A 17,749-nucleotide genomic window follows, 5' to 3' on the forward strand; every position below is an offset into this window, starting at 1 on the left:
TCGCTCAACACGTCCTGGTTGGAAAGCAGAATCAAATAGACTCAATGGGGCAGACATCAACGGAGACGGAAAGCTGGTGTTTATCCCCGCCAAGGAAGACACCTTTGATCGGGGCAACGTCTGAATAGTCGCGGCCCCACGCAATGGGAATATGGTCCGTTGCGATCAGGCAGTTATTCGTTGCATCAAAGTCGACCCAACCCAATTCTGCTCCGCAATAGAGAGCGATCCAGGCATGGGACTGATCCGCCCCGATCAAGCGTGGTTTTCCCGGTGGCGGAATTGTTCGCAGATATCCACTGACATAGCGTGCCGGGAGTCCTAAGGATCTCAGGCATGCGAGTTGAACGTGTGCATAATCCTGACAAACACCGGCCTTTAAGCGAAATGCCTCTTGCGGCGACGTAAAGACGTTGGTCGCTTGTGGGTCATATTTGAAGTGCTTGTGAATCCGTTCATTCAAGTCGATTCCGGCTTCAAGGATCGGCCGGTTCTTCTTGAATGAATGCTTCGCGAAGTCGCGGAACTCCGGGGATCGTTGGATGCGTGGTGAGTCATAAAGGAACTGACACGCCTCCAACCAGTTTGGATCGTCCTGGCTGGCGATTCCCGTTTTAAGCTCTTCCCAGCGAGTGGTTGTCTTTGGATCGGGATAAGTCCGCTTGTGAATGGTCACCCGACTTGTTGCAGAGACCGACAACTGTGTGTGGTTTTCTTCGATCGAGAAACTGTGGACGGTGTTTCCGAACGCATCTTTGCGACGACTGTTGACCGTTGGATTCGGACGAATGACAAGCCGGTGGTGGTGACACTCAATCGGAAATTCTTCCCGAGGCGTCAGCATTACATGGTTGTGACAGACCCGGACTGGAGTGCTGTAGTCGTATGTTGTGACATGAGTGATTTTGTAGTTCATGCCGATTCACCTTGGATTGAACCGAAATGGCGTGGTAATCCGGCATGGATCAGGAACCGACTCGACATTGTATCGGCGAGCCGTGGCAAGTCATCGCAAATTTCCGTGAGTAACTTATCCAGAGAGAGGCGCTGTTTGGGGCGATCGAGTTTGACCAGTTCATGGACTTCAGCGAGTCGCACGCGATTCAGAAGTGACAATGCAATACGTTGCTCCAGGTCCAGGGTTGCCTGTTTTTCGTCTCGTGGAAGATTCTCGACATGCTTGGCAATGGCGACCATCTGGTAGGCGATTGAGCGAGGATTGGTTTCATCGTTCAACAGCAGATCAATGACCGGACCAGCCTGAAGTGTCGCGAGATATCTGTTGCGGTACGTCATGATACTGTCGGCGACTTCGAGAACGGCTTCCAGTACAGGCTGCTCTTCGTCGTGAATCGTCGTGAGTGTTGATTTCAGCAGCATCGCCGTCTGGTGGGCACGCTCAACACGCCGTCCAAGATCGAGGAATCGCCAGCCTTGAGTTCGCGTCATGCTTTCTGCAGCGAGACCAGAGAAGGCGACGAGATCCAGAATCACCCGATCGAGGAATTCGATAACGTCTGAAGCGTTTCCGATTTTGCGTCGGCTCAGTTCATCGATGCGCTGGACAATTCGCCAAGCATCAATCGACATGCGATCACGAACAATTGAGATCAGCCGCATCGCTTCAATGATGGACGATCGCAGGCTCTTGCTATGGTTGGTGTCAAAGATCGCCTGCGGGAGCATTGTTTCAATGCGTGGCAGGCTTTCTGTCAGCTCGGGGATAACATAGTCAGGGTCGATCTGTCCTTGTTCAACAAGAGCACGCAGCAATGCCTGCTGCTCGACCATGTAGCTGTCTTCACTCGTCACCGAAACAAGCAGCGTTCGCAACAGTCGCGCAGACCCTTCTGCCTGTTCGATGGAACGGCCCAGCCAGAACAGGTTGTCCGCAACACGGCTGGGCAATTCGGCTCCGCTTCTGCGCAGAGTCATCATCTGGCCAGGAGGGCTGAGCAGCGAAACTTCTTCGATACTCTTGTCTGACAGGACCCAAACATCCTGACTGCGTTCACCGGTGGTGGTGTATTGCTCAAGCAGATTCGACTCTTTGGCAACTCGGGCAAGCCCTCCCGGAAGACCAGTGTACTTGCCGCCACTTCGCACAAGAAAGCTACGCAATGCGAGTGGCCACGGTGCCGTTCCGTTGGGACTCCAGACGGGCGTTGTCGAACGATTCACCGTCTCTTGACCAACATAGTCGGAAGGTCGTGATCGAATCTGATTTCTCAAGGTCTCGCGATCCGCCTTGGACATCTCTGCCGGCCGCAACGGCGGTTCATCGACCTTACGGAATGCCTTGCGGATAATCAGTTCATCAAGGTGCTCAAGGACGTATTTGCATTCTTCTTCTTCTCCGCACCACCATGTGGCGACACTTGGCATCTTGAGTGGCTCGCCCAGCAATTCCTCACAGATACTGGGGAGAAACGCCATGAAGAGTGGGGACTCGACAAGGCGACTGCCGAGCGGATTCGCAATGGCGACGTTTTCGGCACGCAGCACTTCCATCAACCCTGCGACGCCACTGATTGAGCCAGCGTTTAATTCAACAGGATCGCAATCGTCGTCCTCAAGTCGGCGGAAGATGACTTCGATCGGGAGGAGTCCACCGAGTGTTTTCAGAGCGACCCGATTTTCGCGAACGGCCAGATCCCCACCTTCCACAAGCTGATATCCCAGGTATCGTGCGAGGTAGGCATCTTCAAAGTAGGCTTTGCTCTGCGGCCCTTTCGACCAGATGACGACGCGGGGATTGTCTGTGAATCGGCTTGCGCGTTCTCGCAAAGAATCTTTCAGGGCAATGAAGAACGAAGCAAGTCGCTGAACATGGCACTGCCGGAATGCCGTTGGCAGCATTCGCGACGTAACGATTCGATTCTCCAGCACATAGCCCAGTCCGAACGGGGCACGACTGCGATCTGCGACGACCCACCAGAGTCCGTCTTCTGATCTCGCCAAGTCCGCAGCATACAGATGAAGAAACCCGTGTTCGCCCTGATGGAGATTGTGGTAAGCCGGATAATACGCCGGGTGCCCGAACAAGACCTCCGGGGGCAGGTGCTTCTCTTTCAGCAATTGCTGTGGCCCGTACAGATCCTTCAGAATCAGGTCGAACAGTTCAGCGCGTTGAGCCAACCCTGCTTCGATGTTCTGCCATTCCTGCTCGTGCATGAGCAGGGGAATCGCATCGAGGGTCCAGGGACGGGAGGCGCCTCCATCCTGGTCATATGGATTGAACGTGAAGCCGTCTCGCGCAATTTGACGTTGTGCCTGATCGAGACGGTGTTGCAGTTCCGCTGGTCCGAGCGACTTCAAATCCTTGGAGAGCGTCTCCCAGATCGGGCGTAACTTTCCTGATTCGTCGAAAGCTTCGTCAAAGACTCCTGTCTTCGGAGTGTACGGCGTCAGCGGCGCCTTTGGAGGCGTTGGCCGTTCTGGTTGAATTGGTTCAGACGAAGACGGGTTCATGCAGGCATCACAGCACGACGCAAGTCGAGTGTTAACGGAAATTCTGGGTTGTTTTCGACTGGTGGAACAGAAACGACGCCGGGAGTGTGACCTGTCTCAAAGAACCTGGCAACTCGACGCGATTCAGCTTCGTAACTATTGATGGGAAAGGTCGCGTAGTTTCGACCAGCTGGATGGGCAACATGATACATACAGCCCCCGAGTGACCGACTGGACCATGTATCCAGAATATCGAATACCAATGGAGTGTGAATAGGAATTGTCGGGTGAAGACAACTTGGCGGACACCATGCCCGATATCGCAGTCCGGCGACGAACTCTCCTGTCACGCCTGTTGGTGTGAGCGGAAGCCGACGTCCGTTGCAGGTGATAGTATACCGCTTGTCAATGAGTCCCTGGACTTTCACTTCGAGGCGTTCGACGGATGAATCAACGAATCGGGTTGTTCCTCCCCCGGCGGGTTCTTCACCGAGGACATTCCACGGTTCGATGGCCGTGCGGAGTTCCAGCTGAATCCCATCCCGAACAGATTGTCCGATCATCGGGAACCGGAATTCGAAGTGCGGAGCGAACCAGCGGCGGTCGAACTGAATGCCGTGTCGTCCCAGTTCGTCCAGCACACTCCCGAAATCCTGCCAGATGAAATGAGGAAGCATGAACCGGTCGTGCAGTGCGGTTCCCCAGTCAATCACTGGATGATCATAGGGCTGATCCCAGAATGCAGCGACAATCGCTCGAACCAGCAGCTGTTGAGTCAGGCTCATTTGGGCATGCGGAGGCATTTCGAACCCGCGCAATTCAACAAGACCCAGCCGTCCGGTGCTGCTGTCTGGTGAAAAAAGCTTATCGATACAGAACTCGGCCCGATGTGTGTTTCCTGTCATATCAATGAGCAGGTTGCGAAACAGGCGATCAACCAGCCAGGGAGGACAATTCTCTCCCCGTTTTGGAACAAGGGAGAATGCCAGATTCAATTCATACAGAGCGTCGCGGCGACCTTCATCGACGCGCGGAGCCTGACTGGTCGGGCCGATGAATCGTCCACTGAAGAGATAGGACAGGGAAGGGTGATTCACCCAGAATCCAAGGAGACTTTTCAGCAGGTCAGGTCGTCTTAAGAACGGGCTGTCGAGTGTTGTCTGGCCACCCAGTACGACGTGGTTTCCTCCGCCAGTCCCGGTGTGCTTTCCGTCGAGGTCAAACTTCTCGGTTCCCAGACGGGTTTGTCGGGCTTCCTCGTAAAGTGCCGTGGTTGTTTCAACAAGTTCGTCCCAGTCTTTTGACGGGTGAACGTTCACTTCAATGACACCAGGATCAGGGGTGACCTTGATGTTATTGATGCGGCTGTCGCTTGGTGGAAGATACCCTTCGATGACGACCGGCATCTTCAGCGCGGCGCACGTTGCTTCGATGGCAGCAATCAGTTCGAGATAGTCTTCAAGTGACTCCACGGGAGGCATGAAGATGTGAAGACGCCCTTCCCGGAGTTCGATGCACAGTGCGGTCCGAACCTGACCCTGAGCGAGTGCCGTTTCGCTGGACGCTTTGTCTTTGAACTCGGACTCTTCGCGTTGATCGAGGATCTGCTCGGAAATCCCGGCGATGGATCGCTCTGCGGGAAATCCCTGAATTGATCGTTGTCTTATTTCCGGTGTCGGAAGTGGCTCTGGCGTGATACTCGGGTCTGCAGGAATGACAACCTGCTGCTGACTCGGCGGCACAAAAGGCAGGGAGTCGAGTGGAAGTCGAAGGCCAACAGGAGAGTCGCCGGGGAGCAGAAACAGTTTGTCATTGCGAACCGACCATTCTGCAGTGACCCAGCGAGCCTTCGCCTGCCACCATTGTCGTTTCAACGGCAGAACAAAACCGCTTGGGCTGCCAATACCTCGTTCGAAGAGGCGGGCAATGCGCGCACGTTCTTCAGGGTCGGCCAGCTTGGGATCCTTGGGGTCCACATTGACCGGCAATCTCTGTTCTTTCCAGAGGTAATGCGCGACGTCTTCGTATGCGGGAACGATGAACTTTTTTGTTACGCCGAGAGTTTGTGCCAACGTTTCAATGAACTGTTTGGCATGCTCCGAACCAAAATGATCATGCCGATCAATGTCGGCGATGAGATCCGCATTCTCCCAGACAGGAACCCCATCTTTACGCCAGAAACATGCGAGCGACCAGCGAGGGAGAGATTCACCGGGATACCATTTCCCCTGACCGTAATGGAGCAGACCACCGGGAGCGAAACGTGTCCGCAAACGCTTGATCAGAATCTCGGAGAGGCGGCGTTTATCTGGCCCGACTGCGGCAGAATTCCATTCCGCACCTTCCATATCGTCAATGGAGACGAAGGTCGGTTCGCCCCCAATTGTCAGGCGGACATCGTTCTCCTTGAGTCGCTTGTCAACTTGATGTCCCAAGTTGTGAATCGCCTCCCATTGCTCTTGTGTGTAGGGCTTGGTGACGCGGGGGTCTTCGTGAATGCGAGTGACCGACATTGCAAAGTCAAAGCTGACTTCGCAATCATCGATTCCACCAGAGATCGGTGCGGCAGATTGTGGGTCGGGTGTGCATGCGAGCGGGATGTGACCTTCGCCGGCAAACAGACCTGATGTCGGGTCGAGACCGATCCAGCCTGCACCGGGAATATAGACCTCTGCCCAGGCATGCAGGTCAGTGAAGTCCACGTCGGTACCGGTTGGCCCATCGAGTGCTTTGACGTCGGGGGTCAACTGGATGAGGTACCCGGAGACGAATCGGGAGGCCAGTCCCAGATGACGCAGTGTCTGTACCAATAGCCAGGCTGTGTCACGACAGGATCCAGAGCAACTGGTCAGTGTCTCTTCCGGCGTTTGAACTCCGGGTTCCATCCGGATCAAATATTTGATGTGCCCTGACAGGAGTTGATTCAGGTAGACAAGGAAATCGACTGTTTTGCGGGGCGTGAGATCAATGCTGTCGAGAAACTGCTGGAACTTAGGTTCGGCTGATCCCTTTTCCAGAAAAGGTCGCAACTCACGCGTGAGCCAGTCTTCGTATTGAAGCGGAATCATTTCCGCAGACTCTTCGATGAAGAAGTCGAACGGGTTGATGACTGTCATGTCCGCGACCAGATCAACCTCGATGCTGAGGTGATCTGCGCGATCCGGGAACACATATCGGGCCAGGAAGTTTCCGTGTGGATCCTGCTGCCAGTTAATGAAGTGTTTCTCGGGTGAGACTTTCAGCGAATAGCTGACAATCGGGGTACGGCAATGCGGTGCAGGACGCAAACGAATGATTTGCGGACCAATCCCCACCATACGGTCATACGCGTATGTTGTTTTATGGTGCAGTGCGACACGGATCGCCATGAGTGAATTCTCAACGGATTGATAGAGGTGCAACGATTCCAAGCATTTCGAACGGGGCGCTGTGCGAAATGCTGGAGAAGGTTGTAATCGTCACGGAACATGATATTGAGCCAAGAGCACTCAGCGTCGTGAACTATTTCTGAATTTGTTGTTGCTGCATTGGTTGTTGTGATTGACGCTGCGATTGTTCAACCGGTCTCAGTGCGAAAAATGTTTCATGAATCGCTTCGCCAATGGAATTCAATCGTGTTTGCAGTCCATCGATAAACTCGTGAATTCCCTGATTCACGATCGTGTGAACGTCGGTGTAAGCGAGTTCTGCACGTAGACGGCCCAACTTTTGTTCCGCTGTATTGCGATATGTTCCGCTCGGGGAACCGACAATCTGATGCAGCGAATCATCGGCGTGATCAATGCAGAAACGGACCGCTCGCGGGAATGACTGATCCAGTGTCAGAAACTCAACGACACGGTGGATTGTGATGCTGTGAAAACGCTTACGGTACATCTCAAATGCACTGACAGAGCGTAAGACTGATGACCATTGCAGATCGTCGACGGTCGTTCCAACATCCTGCACATGTGGAAGCAAGGTGAAATACTTCACATCAAGGATGCGACTGGTTTTATCAGCACGTTCCAGCAGTCGCCCCAGATTGGCAAAATGCCATCCTTTATTATGCGACATTGTGGCATCCAGCGTTCCGTTGAACAGGTGGCTGCGCTCTTTGATGGCCGTAAAGAAGTCGTTGAGCTCAACTGCCGGGCGGTGATTGTTTACGGAATCCCGCACGAAGTGATAAAATTCGTTGAGCTGTTCCCAGGCTTCTGAGGAAATGACCTCACGCACACTTCGAGCGTTCTCGCGGGCCATGACCAGTGACGAAATGATGGAATTCGTATAGTTCCGATCGAACACCAGGAAGTGGATGACATTTTCAGAATCTGGTGTTCCGTACCGTTTCTTGAATTCCTCCTGATCTCCAGTGGCGAAGATCAGGGGTTGCCACTGCTGATGAGCGATGTCTGGCTGGTCCAGCATCATATTCTGCGAGACGTCGATGAAACGTGCGAGATTTTCCGCTCGTTCAACATAACGGGCCATCCAGTAAATTGATTCTGCAACGCGACTGAGCATGGAATCAGAATATGTTCGAGTAGGGGAGGCTCTGAAGTTGGTCGGGCATCTTATTCAAGGGAGCGACTCCGTGAATAAAATGACTTCATGAGCAACGGAATGCGCATTCCGTTTTCCGTTGCAGTTTGCAGCGGATCAATAACGTCTCTGCTTTACAGTTCTTTGGTTCCGTTCTGAATCTCGACTTCGGACTGCGCGACAACCCAGGTGTCTTTGCTTCCGCCCCCTTGGGATGAGTTGACGACCAGCGAACCTTTTCTGAGGGCGACTCGGGTCAATCCACCAGGGAGGACCCAGATCGATTTTCCATAGAGAATATAAGGCCGCAAATCGACATGGCGTCCTTCAAAATGATCACCCACCATTGTTGGGACACGGGAAAGTGCCAGAGTTGGCTGGGCGATATAGTTTCGAGGATCTTCGATGATCTTCTGGGCAAACTCGGCTTGTTCTGCCTTGGTTGAGTGAGGGCCAATCAGCATTCCGTACCCGCCAGCTTCGTTGGCAGCTTTGACTACGAGTTCGTCCAGATGCTCAAGGACGTACTTGCGATCGTCTTCGCGCTCGCAGATATACGTTGGCACGTTTGGCAGAATCGGTTCTTCATTGAGATAGAAGCGAATCATGTCTGGGACAAAAGCGTAGATGACTTTATCGTCGGCGATGCCTGTGCCTGGGGCGTTGGCGAGAGCGACACGCCCTTTGCGATAGACATCAAGAAGCCCAGGAACTCCCAACATGGAGTCAGGGCGGAATGCTTCCGGGTCGAGGAAGTCATCGTCAATGCGTCGATAGATCACGTCGACACGTTGGAAGCCGTCAGTTGTCCGCATGTAGACGAACCCGTCTTTCACGACGAGGTCACGTCCTTCGACAAGTTCGACTCCCATTTGCTGAGCAAGGAACGAGTGCTCGTAATAAGCGGAGTTATAAATGCCGGGGCTCATCACGACGATTGTCGGTTCGCCAATATGTTCCGGGACGAGGTGAGAAAGTGTTTCGTAGAGCTTGCTCGGGTAATTCGTAACAGGGCGAATCTTCGATGCCGAGAAGACATGCGGGAACGTTCTTTGCATCACCTGTCGGTTCTGCAGGACGTATGAAACCCCGGACGGACATCGCAGATTGTCCTCAAGAACGTAGATTGCTCCGTCGCTGTGGCGGATCAGGTCTGTCCCGGTGATGTGACACCAGATCCCTTTAGGGGGAGTCAGTCCCTGACAGACTTTGCGGTACGATTTGGCCTTCTCCAGCATCGGGCGAGGAAGAATGCCTTCGTTGACAATCTCCTGATCATGGTAGATATCATTGATGAAGAGGTTCAGCGCTTTGATGCGCTGCTTCAGCCCGGCTTCAATGTGGTTCCATTCGAACGGTTCAACGATTCGCGGGATGATATCGAACGGGAAGATTTTCTCTGTCCCTGCCTGATCTCCATAGACGGCGAATGTGATCCCCATTCGCAGCAGCGCTCGTTCAATTGCTTCCTGTCGATGCTTCAATTCACCGGGGGGGAGTGAGTTGATCTTATCGATCAGGAGCTGACTTCCGGGTCTCGGATGGCCATCTGAATAGAAAAGTTCGTCATAGAAATTTTCGGTCAGATAACCTTCGAAATTGTGAGGTACGGTCATGTTGTCAGGTCATGTCTCAAGTCCCGGCTAACCTGCGAGCGCTCGCAGTGTTTTACGACAGCCTTCGCCGGGACATTTCAATGGAAGTTGAACCTGCCGGGATTCTCTCGACTCTCGGAGTAAGCTGTCTAGTCCAGTTTATCCAAGTGAAATGGGTCCAAATCGGCTTTCTGACATGAGTGAATGTGATTTTGTGAACTGAGCCCTCAAAACGGTGCTGATCCGAGACGATAGTATTCGACACGGTTATAATCCCCTGCAAGGTTTGGATCGTTCCCCATTTTTTCTGCCAGTTTGGATTCAGGCATGATCTGCGTCACCGTCACACCGATCTCCCGGACTTTGGCAAAAGTGGACCTTCTGAACGCAGCGAGGATGGGAGACATTGTTGAACTCTGTCTGGACAACTTCGTTAATGAACCGGATGTCCAGGACCTGATTACGGCAATTAAAAAGCCGATCATCGTCTCCTGCCGGCGTCCTCAGGATGGGGGGAAGTGGCAAGGGACTGAAGCCCAACGCTTGACTCTTCTACGTCAGGCGATCGCTGCCGGGCCGGATTACGTTGAACTGGATCTCGATATCGCCCCGGGAATTCCTCGCTTCGGAAAGACGAAACGGGTCATCAGCTTCACGCGGCTGGATCGTCCGGAAACCAATATCGAAGGGATTTTCAACGAAGCGGCCAATGCAAAAGCGGATGTGGTGAAGTTTGCCTGGCCCACCCCAACTCTTGATGCGGCTTGGCCATTACTGGCGGCAGTCAGTCAAAAAAGAGAACTCCCCGTTGTTGGAATGGGTCTCGGTCAGGCCGAACTGACCTTTTCTCTCCTCGGGTTGAAGTACGGTTCGCCATGGATCTATGCCGCTCTGGAGCCGGGAATGGAAGCGTATCCCGGTCAGGCAACGGTCTTCGATCTGAAAGAAACGTATCACTGTGAGCGTATCAATTCCAAAACGGTTTTCGTCGGAATTGCCGGACTTGGAGAGGCTCAGCAGATCACGACAACCGCGTTGAATGACGGGTTCAGTGCGATGAATCTGAACGCCTGCTGTCTGCCTTTGGAACTGGGAGAGACACGACAATTGCCGAAAATGCTCGACGTTCTGAAGATCAAGGCGATCCTGATTCAGCGGGACCATGGGCAGAAAATCATTGATCTGGCCGACCATCTTGATCCACTTGACCGCCAGTGTCAGTTTGTGAATCTGCTGCTCAAACGCGACGATGGCTGGCATGGATACAACACACTCTGGCGTTCCGCTCTAAAGACATTAGAGAAGGATTTGCAGGCGTCCGGGAAATCGATCGAGAAAAAGACGGTTCTCGTGATGGGAAACGGCGGGATTGCGCAGTCGATGGTTTACGCGATCAGCCAACGGAAGGGGCTTGTCAGTATTTGTGGGCCTGACGACAAAGAGTCTCAAAAGACGGCTCAAGTCAATCAGTGCCGATTCGTCCCGTTTCAAAACCTTTATGAAACACTCACGGACATTGTGATTCTGGCGGACCCCGGTCTCGAAGCAGGCGTCATGCATGGCCAGCTCAACCCGTCATTCTTTAGACCGACGATGACAGTCTTTGATATCAGCAATCTGCCACTGGAGAGTTCGCTGCTTCAGGAGGCAAGATTGCGAGGGTGTCATGTGATTGGCAGCAGCCGGATTTATCGCGATCAGCTCGAAACTCAATTCAAATCCATTACCGGGGCCGACCTGCCCGGCGGCAACTCTCTGAGTTGAGAGTCTGAACTGACATGGAAATCATGACGGTCAGATGACATCAAAGGGATTCTGCGAGCTTTGTCTATACTTCTGTCGAATCTTTGGTTTATGCTGTGAACTGTCGAGAAAGTACTGGTCGGTTTGTTTCGGAGCAGAGGATGCGCGGCGCTGTTTGCCTGATTTCACTGGTCACCTTTATCGCACAGCAGATGATCTGTTGTTGCGATCTGACTGGGATGCATCAGGTCAGGAGCGCGGATGTTCAGGCGGAAATCGCAGTCCCAGTACAAGCCGCTTCCTCGAAGAGTCACTGCTGCGGACACAATACCAGTTCCCGAGCCCGTTCCCGATGTCAGAGTGAAACGACACGACAGTCGGCATCGCAGCAAAATAACATTGCTCAGCAATCGAACTCGCAAGAGCCTGTTGAGACTTCTGAAGAACCGCATCAACACCACCTGTGTGTGGGAACACATCTCTTCTACAACTCGCCTGACGTGACTCGCACGCTAGATCTGCTGACTGGCTGTACATTCATTGACGCTGGTGAACTGGTTCTTTCGCTGGAGAATCAGTGTGAGTCCTTCTCGTCTTTGTCTCTTCTGGACTGGCTGACACATCCTCCCAGGTCTGTGCTCTCTGTCTATCTCGTGTAATCGGCTGGATCTGTGCTGCTGATCCGCCTGACAGGGTTTCGCGCGATGAAAGCCTGTCAAAGCGCGTGGCGACCGATGCATTTCGTCGAGATCTGTTCAATTCCGCATGTTCCATTGGTTCTGTGCTGCGCGATGGAGTCCTGTCACTCATCAGGAATCCGCCAGTTGCATTCGTTCACAGTCCGGAAATGATCTGTTCGACGTTTTGAATACTGCGGTCGATCCTGTTGCGGTTTGCGCTGTTCTGAAACGTGTCGTTTAAATTTCTAATGTTTTACTGGTTGAATGTGATGGCGACTGTATTAAAGCTCGGGACATTGTTGTTCGCGGTGCTGGTGGTTCATGCTTCTGATCGCGGTATCCGTGATGCGAATGCACATGATGAGAGCTCTCATCAACCCAGCGATGCCGCCAAAGGGACGTTTATTGAACTCGGAGATCACGAATATCGAGCCGAGGTCATTTTGAACGAGGCCGAGAGTCTGTTGACGTTTCGGCTGTTTGATAAGACCGGGAAACAAGCTGTTGTTACGGACGTTCTCTATGCAGTTATTAATCTGAAAAGTGGAACGACTTCGAAGCAGTATCAGTTGCCTGCACTCGCTTCAAACGAAGGGAAACAGGCTCCATCTACCTTTCAGATTCAGCACAAACTCTTAATCAGCTCGTTGCATAAACATGGAACAAAAGCTGTGTTTCGCGTGTCGATTCAGAATCGGAGCTACGCCGGAAAGGTGTCGTTTGATCATCACGCCCATTAGGGCTTTCCAGAAATCATGCAGCGTCTCTGGAACGCGGAATTCAGCCTCTCTCCAATCCGGAAGGCTGCTGCGGGGCCACATGATGGACCGAAACGGTCTAAACCGGTTTGGTTGATTCAACAGTCTTGCAGTTGCCTTTCTTCATTATTGTTCGCATTCAAATTTGTGATGGAATAAGGAGTCATCCGATGACTCAGAAGCTCGTTATCTATGCAATTCTTGTGGCTGCAGGAGTGGGAGCAGGGTATGCCCTTGCGATCTCCAGTGGCTTCGTTTCTTCGAAGACAGCAGCGACAAGTTCGGATGAACACGAGGGACATGATCACGACCACGATCATGATCACGGGGATGAATCAGCCAATGAGATCGTCCTGAGTGAGCAGGCGCGAAAGAACCTTGGTCTGGTTGTTGAGCCGGTCAGGAAATCGGAGTTCTGGAGGACGATCGTTGTCCCCGGCACCATCTCCGAGCAACCGGGGCATAGCGAACGCCGAATTACGACTAATGTGAATGGAGTCGTGACAAAGGTTTATGTGCTGCCTGGACAGACCGTCCGGCCCGGTGAGGCTTTGGTTGATATTCAAACGACGGGTGAAGTGCTGGCAAATGCTCAGTCGAGTCTGTTGAAGACGGTTCAGGAAATCGAGCTGGTCGATCTGGAACTCAAACGAATTGAGCCACTGGTCGAGCAGGGAAGTATCCCCGGCACTCGTGTCCTTGAGAAGAAGTATGAGAAGCAGCGGCTGGAAACCCAGCAGCTTGTACAGATTCAGGAGTTGCTTGTTCGAGGACTAGATACCGACCAGATTCGCGCGATCATGGACTCGAAAATCCTCTTAAGGTCGTTCACCATTCGTGTCCCTTCCGATGAAGAGAGTACTCCCGCCAGCACAACTTCCAAGTTAGTGAAGTCCATCATTAATCAGGTGGATTTCAAGGTCGAATCGCCACCGCCATCTGTTAAACCCAATGATCGTGTGTACTCAGTGGAGAATCTGGAGGTCTATCCCGGGAAGCTCGTGAACCCCGGTGATGAACTGTGCACCCTGGCGCTGCATACCGATCTTCGGGTGATCGGGATGGCGTTTCAGAAAGACTCTGAGCTGATCAATCAGACAATCGAAGAACAACGTCCGGTGACAGTTGTCTTTGAGTCCAACAATGATCAGCCGATGCTGCGGGAAAACCTGAAGATTCAGTACGCAGACAATGTTGTCGATCCTGAATCCCGATTGCTGCGATTCTATCTTCCGATCAAGAACGAAGTGATTCGAGACCTGAAGAATCCTGACGGGATGATGTTTCGGGCATGGCGTTTCAAACCTGGACAACGGGTGCAACTCCGTGTGCCGGTCGAGCATTGGACAGACAAGATTGTACTGCCGATTGCCGCTGTGGTTCGGGAAGGAGCCGAGTCGTACGTCTTTCGCGAAAACGGGACGCTGATGGAACGTGTTCCGGTATCAGTGATGTATGAGGACTCGCGTTTTGCGGTGCTCGCGGACGATGGCAGTCTTTTTCCGGATGACCCGATTGCCATGAACGAAGCCTATCAGCTGAATCTGGCTCTGAGAAAAGCACAGGGGGGCGGTGTCGACCTGCATGCAGGCCACAACCACTAGTTCGGCTTTCTCGCGCAGATGTGGACTCGCCGTTGCGTCTTGAAGTGAAAAATGCAGGCTGCGAGTGATTAGAAAACACAGGGCTCCCGTCCCTGATCAGAGCGAAATCATTGTTGAGACAGGATTTGACGAATGAATTGGCTCATTCGATTTTCATTACAGCATCGGCTTCTCATTGTCTGTCTGGCAATTGTGACATTGCTGGGAGGAGGCGCCGTTTGCTTTCGACTGCCGATCGATATTTTCCCGAGCCTGACTCGACCTCGTGTCACAATTATGACAGAGGCTCTGGGGCTGTCTCCGGAAGAGGTCGAGACACTGGTGACCTTCCCGTTGGAGTCGACTCTCAACGGGGCAACGGGTGTTGAAGCAGTACGGAGTGCCTCTGGGATCGGTCTTTCGGTGATCTATGTTGAGTTTGGCTGGAATACCAATGTGTATACCGCTCGACAGATTGTGAACGAGCGACTTGCTGTTGTGGCTGATCAGCTACCTGCAATCGCGAAGCCACAGCTGACTCCGATCAGTTCGATCATGGGCCAGATCATGATGATCGGCATGTGGAGTCGCGATGGATCCACGACGCCGATGGATGTGCGGACTCAAGCCGACTGGGTGGTCCGCCAGCGACTGCTGACGATTCCAGGTGTTGCTCAGGTCATCGTCATGGGAGGCGGACGGAAGCAGTATCAGGTGCAGGTGAATCCCGATCTGCTGATCGCATACGGCGTCACTTTGAAGGAAGTGGAGCTTGCCTTAGACGAGAGTAATCAGAATTCCACTGGGGGCTATCTGGAACGTGCCTCGATGGAGTTTCTGGTTCGTGGAATCGGTCGAGCATCTTCGGCTCGCGACATTGGAATGACGGTTGTTAAGCCCGGCGAACGTCCAATTCTGATTCAGGACGTCGCTACCGTGAAAGAGGCTCCCCAAATCAAACGTGGAGATTCTTCCGTCAACGGACACCCTGCCGTGGTGCTGACCATTGCGAAACAACCGAATGTCGATACTCGACGACTGACAGAACTCGTTGACGTTGCCGTTGCAGACATTCAGAAATCGATTGAGAAAACGAATCCAGACATCGTTCTGGAAACCAGATTGTACCGCCAGCGATCATTCATCGACATTGGAGTCCATAACGTCTTCGAAGCACTCCGGGACGGGGCAATTCTCGTCATGATTGTGCTGTTCCTGTTCTTGATGAATCTGCGAACAACACTGATCACGCTCACGGCAATTCCACTCTCAATTGTGTTAACGGGTCTGTTCTTCTACGCGACCGGCATGTCGATCAATGTCATGACGCTCGGCGGAATTGCAGTCGCCATGGGAGAACTCGTGGATGATGCGATTGTCGATATTGAAAACGTGTTCCGGCGTTTGAAACAAAATGCTCAGCTTCCCGACCCTCGACCGGCACTGCGTGTTATCTATGAAGCGAGTTTGGAAGTTCGCAGTTCGATCGTCTTCGGCACAATGCTCGTCATTCTGGTGTTCATTCCATTGTTCGCACTGCAGGGGATGGAAGGCCGCCTGTTTACTCCATTGGGAACGGCCTACATTGTGTCGATTCTGGCTTCTCTGCTGGTCTCGTTAACGGTCACTCCGGTCCTGGCAAGTTTGCTGCTGAAGACGAAATCCTTTGAACACAAAACAGAAGACAGCTGGTTGCTCACCCGATTGAAGTGGATGGCAACTCCAATTGTTCGGCTCAGCTGTAGTGCGCTGGGAAGCACGGTTTTGATTTCTGGTGCAATGGTGGCCATTGTTTTCAGCGGATTCCTCCTGACTCAGTTGGGGACCGATTTTTTGCCCCCGTTTAACGAAGGAGCAGCTCAGGTCAACGTTGTCCTTCCACCGGGAAGTTCACTGGAGCAGTCGAATCGGGTCTCGGCAATGGTCGATCAGGCATTTCGCAGGCATATGCAGGATGACAACACTCCGAAAGGACTCGTGACCGGATTCATCCGACGCAGTGGTCGGGCAGAGCTTGATGAACATGCAGAAGGAGTGAACGTCACAGAGTACATTGTGACCTTTAATCCAGAGAGCGGTGTGAGTCGTCAGGATTCCCTGGCAACATTACGAGGAGAACTGGAAGAGATCCCCGGCATCGAATACGAAGTCGAACAGCCACTCGCTCACTTGATCAGCCACATGCTGTCTGGCGTCACGGCGCAAATTGCGATCAAGATTTACGGCGATGATCTCGATGTCCTGCGTGAGAAAGCACAGCAGGTGAAAGCTGCGATCACAGGGATCAAAGGTCTTGCTCCACCGGTCGTTGAGCCTCAACAGTTGATTCCGCAAATTCGAATTGAGCTGAATCGGGAGAAGCTTGCGGAGTATGGGCTGACACCCGGACGCGTTAATGAATTCATCGAAACTGCGTTGAACGGGCGAGTCGTCTCAACTCTGCTCGAAGGCCAGAGGACGTTTGATCTGGTCATTCGACTTGATGATCAGCACCGGACGGATTACGCAAATCTGCATCGTCTGTCTCTGGACCTTCCGAATGGAGAGCGCGTTCCACTGTCAGCAGTCGCGCGAGTCTATGAAGCTGGCGGCCCGAACACGATCAATCGAGAGAACGTCCGCCGTCGAATCACAATTCGCTGTAATCCAACAGACCGCGACCTTGGGAGTGTTGTCGCTGATATTCAGCGTGCAGTGCAGGAGAAGGTGAAATTCCCGGAAGGGTATTACATTGAATTCGGGGGACAGTTTGAAGCACAGCAGGAAGCAACAAAGCTGATCGGAATCCTGAGTCTTGTTTCACTGTCAGGTGTGTTTCTCGTTCTCTATACACTGTTTCCGTCGGTTCGCATTGTCTTGCAGATCATGTTTGCGTTGCCAATTGCATTCGTGGGCGGAGCCATCGCATTGTGGATTACTGGACAGACGTTGACCGTCGCCAGTCTGGTCGGGTTCATCTCGCTGGGCGGAATTGCTGCCCGAAATGGCATTCTGCTCGTTTCCCATTATTTGCATTTGATGCGGGAAGAAGGGGAGGGGTTCACGTATCAGATGATCTTGCGAGGGAGCCTTGAACGTCTCGCACCGGTTTTAATGACAGCACTGACTGCCGGGATTGGGTTGATTCCGCTCGTGATCGGAGGGCATCAACCTGGGAAGGAGATTCTCCATCCAGTCGCGACCGTCATTCTTGGCGGGCTCATTACATCCACGATTTGTGAATACCTGATTCACCCCGGTTTGTTCTGGCGATTCAGCGGGAGAGACGCATTGCATCTCTCCAAAGTCAGGAAAGAACTCGAATAGAGCTCTCGCTTGAGAAGTGAGTGAATTGGTGAAGCCCCTCTGTGGAGAGATCTCCGGAGGGGCTTCTTCGTTTCCGGAAAGGGGACCGGAAATCGAAAATTCAGGTGGAG

Annotated in this window: 10 protein-coding genes; 5 read left to right on the top strand and 5 right to left on the bottom strand. The window is 52.8% G+C overall.

Annotation, left to right across the window (positions count from 1 at the left end; all coding sequences use genetic code 11):
* Nucleotides 1-31 precede the first annotated feature (31 nt).
* The 5 genes from SH527x_RS19285 to SH527x_RS19305 form a co-directional block, all read right to left on the bottom strand.
* Nucleotides 32-916 carry a transglutaminase family protein gene (locus SH527x_RS19285; protein WP_437192323.1) on the bottom strand — a complete coding sequence of 295 codons (885 nt, stop codon included), beginning with the start codon at nt 914-916 and terminating at the stop codon, nt 32-34.
* Nucleotides 913-3,471, bottom strand: coding sequence for a circularly permuted type 2 ATP-grasp protein (locus SH527x_RS19290; protein ID WP_437192324.1), 2,559 nt, complete (start codon nt 3,469-3,471; stop codon nt 913-915). Before SH527x_RS19290 ends, SH527x_RS19285 begins: the two co-directional genes overlap by 4 nt.
* Nucleotides 3,468-6,818, bottom strand: coding sequence for a DUF2126 domain-containing protein (locus SH527x_RS19295; protein ID WP_437192325.1), 3,351 nt, complete (start codon nt 6,816-6,818; stop codon nt 3,468-3,470). The genes SH527x_RS19290 and SH527x_RS19295 overlap by 4 nt, the downstream gene beginning before the upstream one ends.
* Nucleotides 6,819-6,951: 133 nt before the next feature.
* Entirely contained in the window at nt 6,952-7,956 is a 1,005-nt protein-coding gene (locus SH527x_RS19300) for an alpha-E domain-containing protein (RefSeq protein ID WP_437192326.1), read from the bottom strand.
* Nucleotides 7,957-8,108: 152 nt separating this feature from the next.
* Nucleotides 8,109-9,590, bottom strand: a complete 1,482-nt coding sequence (locus SH527x_RS19305) for a circularly permuted type 2 ATP-grasp protein (protein ID WP_437192327.1) — start codon at nt 9,588-9,590, stop codon at nt 8,109-8,111.
* Between the two features lie 306 nt (nt 9,591-9,896).
* On the opposite strand from SH527x_RS19305, the gene SH527x_RS19310 reads away from it, so the two are divergent.
* The 5 genes from SH527x_RS19310 to SH527x_RS19330 all read left to right on the top strand — a co-directional run bounded on the left by SH527x_RS19310 (nt 9,897) and on the right by SH527x_RS19330 (nt 17,639).
* Complete coding sequence (locus SH527x_RS19310; RefSeq protein ID WP_437192328.1) at nt 9,897-11,333, top strand: type I 3-dehydroquinate dehydratase; 1,437 nt, start codon at nt 9,897-9,899, stop codon at nt 11,331-11,333.
* Between the two features lie 140 nt (nt 11,334-11,473).
* Complete coding sequence (locus SH527x_RS19315; RefSeq protein ID WP_437192329.1) at nt 11,474-11,971, top strand: hypothetical protein; 498 nt, start codon at nt 11,474-11,476, stop codon at nt 11,969-11,971.
* Nucleotides 11,972-12,240: 269 nt separating this feature from the next.
* Nucleotides 12,241-12,732 (top strand): hypothetical protein, encoded by a 492-nt coding sequence (locus tag SH527x_RS19320; protein WP_437192330.1) that lies wholly within the window; start codon nt 12,241-12,243, stop codon nt 12,730-12,732.
* Between the two features lie 188 nt (nt 12,733-12,920).
* Entirely contained in the window at nt 12,921-14,354 is a 1,434-nt protein-coding gene (locus tag SH527x_RS19325) for an efflux RND transporter periplasmic adaptor subunit (RefSeq protein ID WP_437192331.1), read from the top strand.
* Nucleotides 14,355-14,486: 132 nt separating this feature from the next.
* Complete coding sequence (locus SH527x_RS19330; protein ID WP_437192332.1) at nt 14,487-17,639, top strand: efflux RND transporter permease subunit; 3,153 nt, start codon at nt 14,487-14,489, stop codon at nt 17,637-17,639.
* The last annotated feature ends 110 nt before the right edge of the window (nt 17,640-17,749 follow it).

The organism is Planctomicrobium limosum (genome assembly GCF_051465645.1).
GTDB lineage: Bacteria > Planctomycetota > Planctomycetia > Planctomycetales > Planctomycetaceae > Planctomicrobium.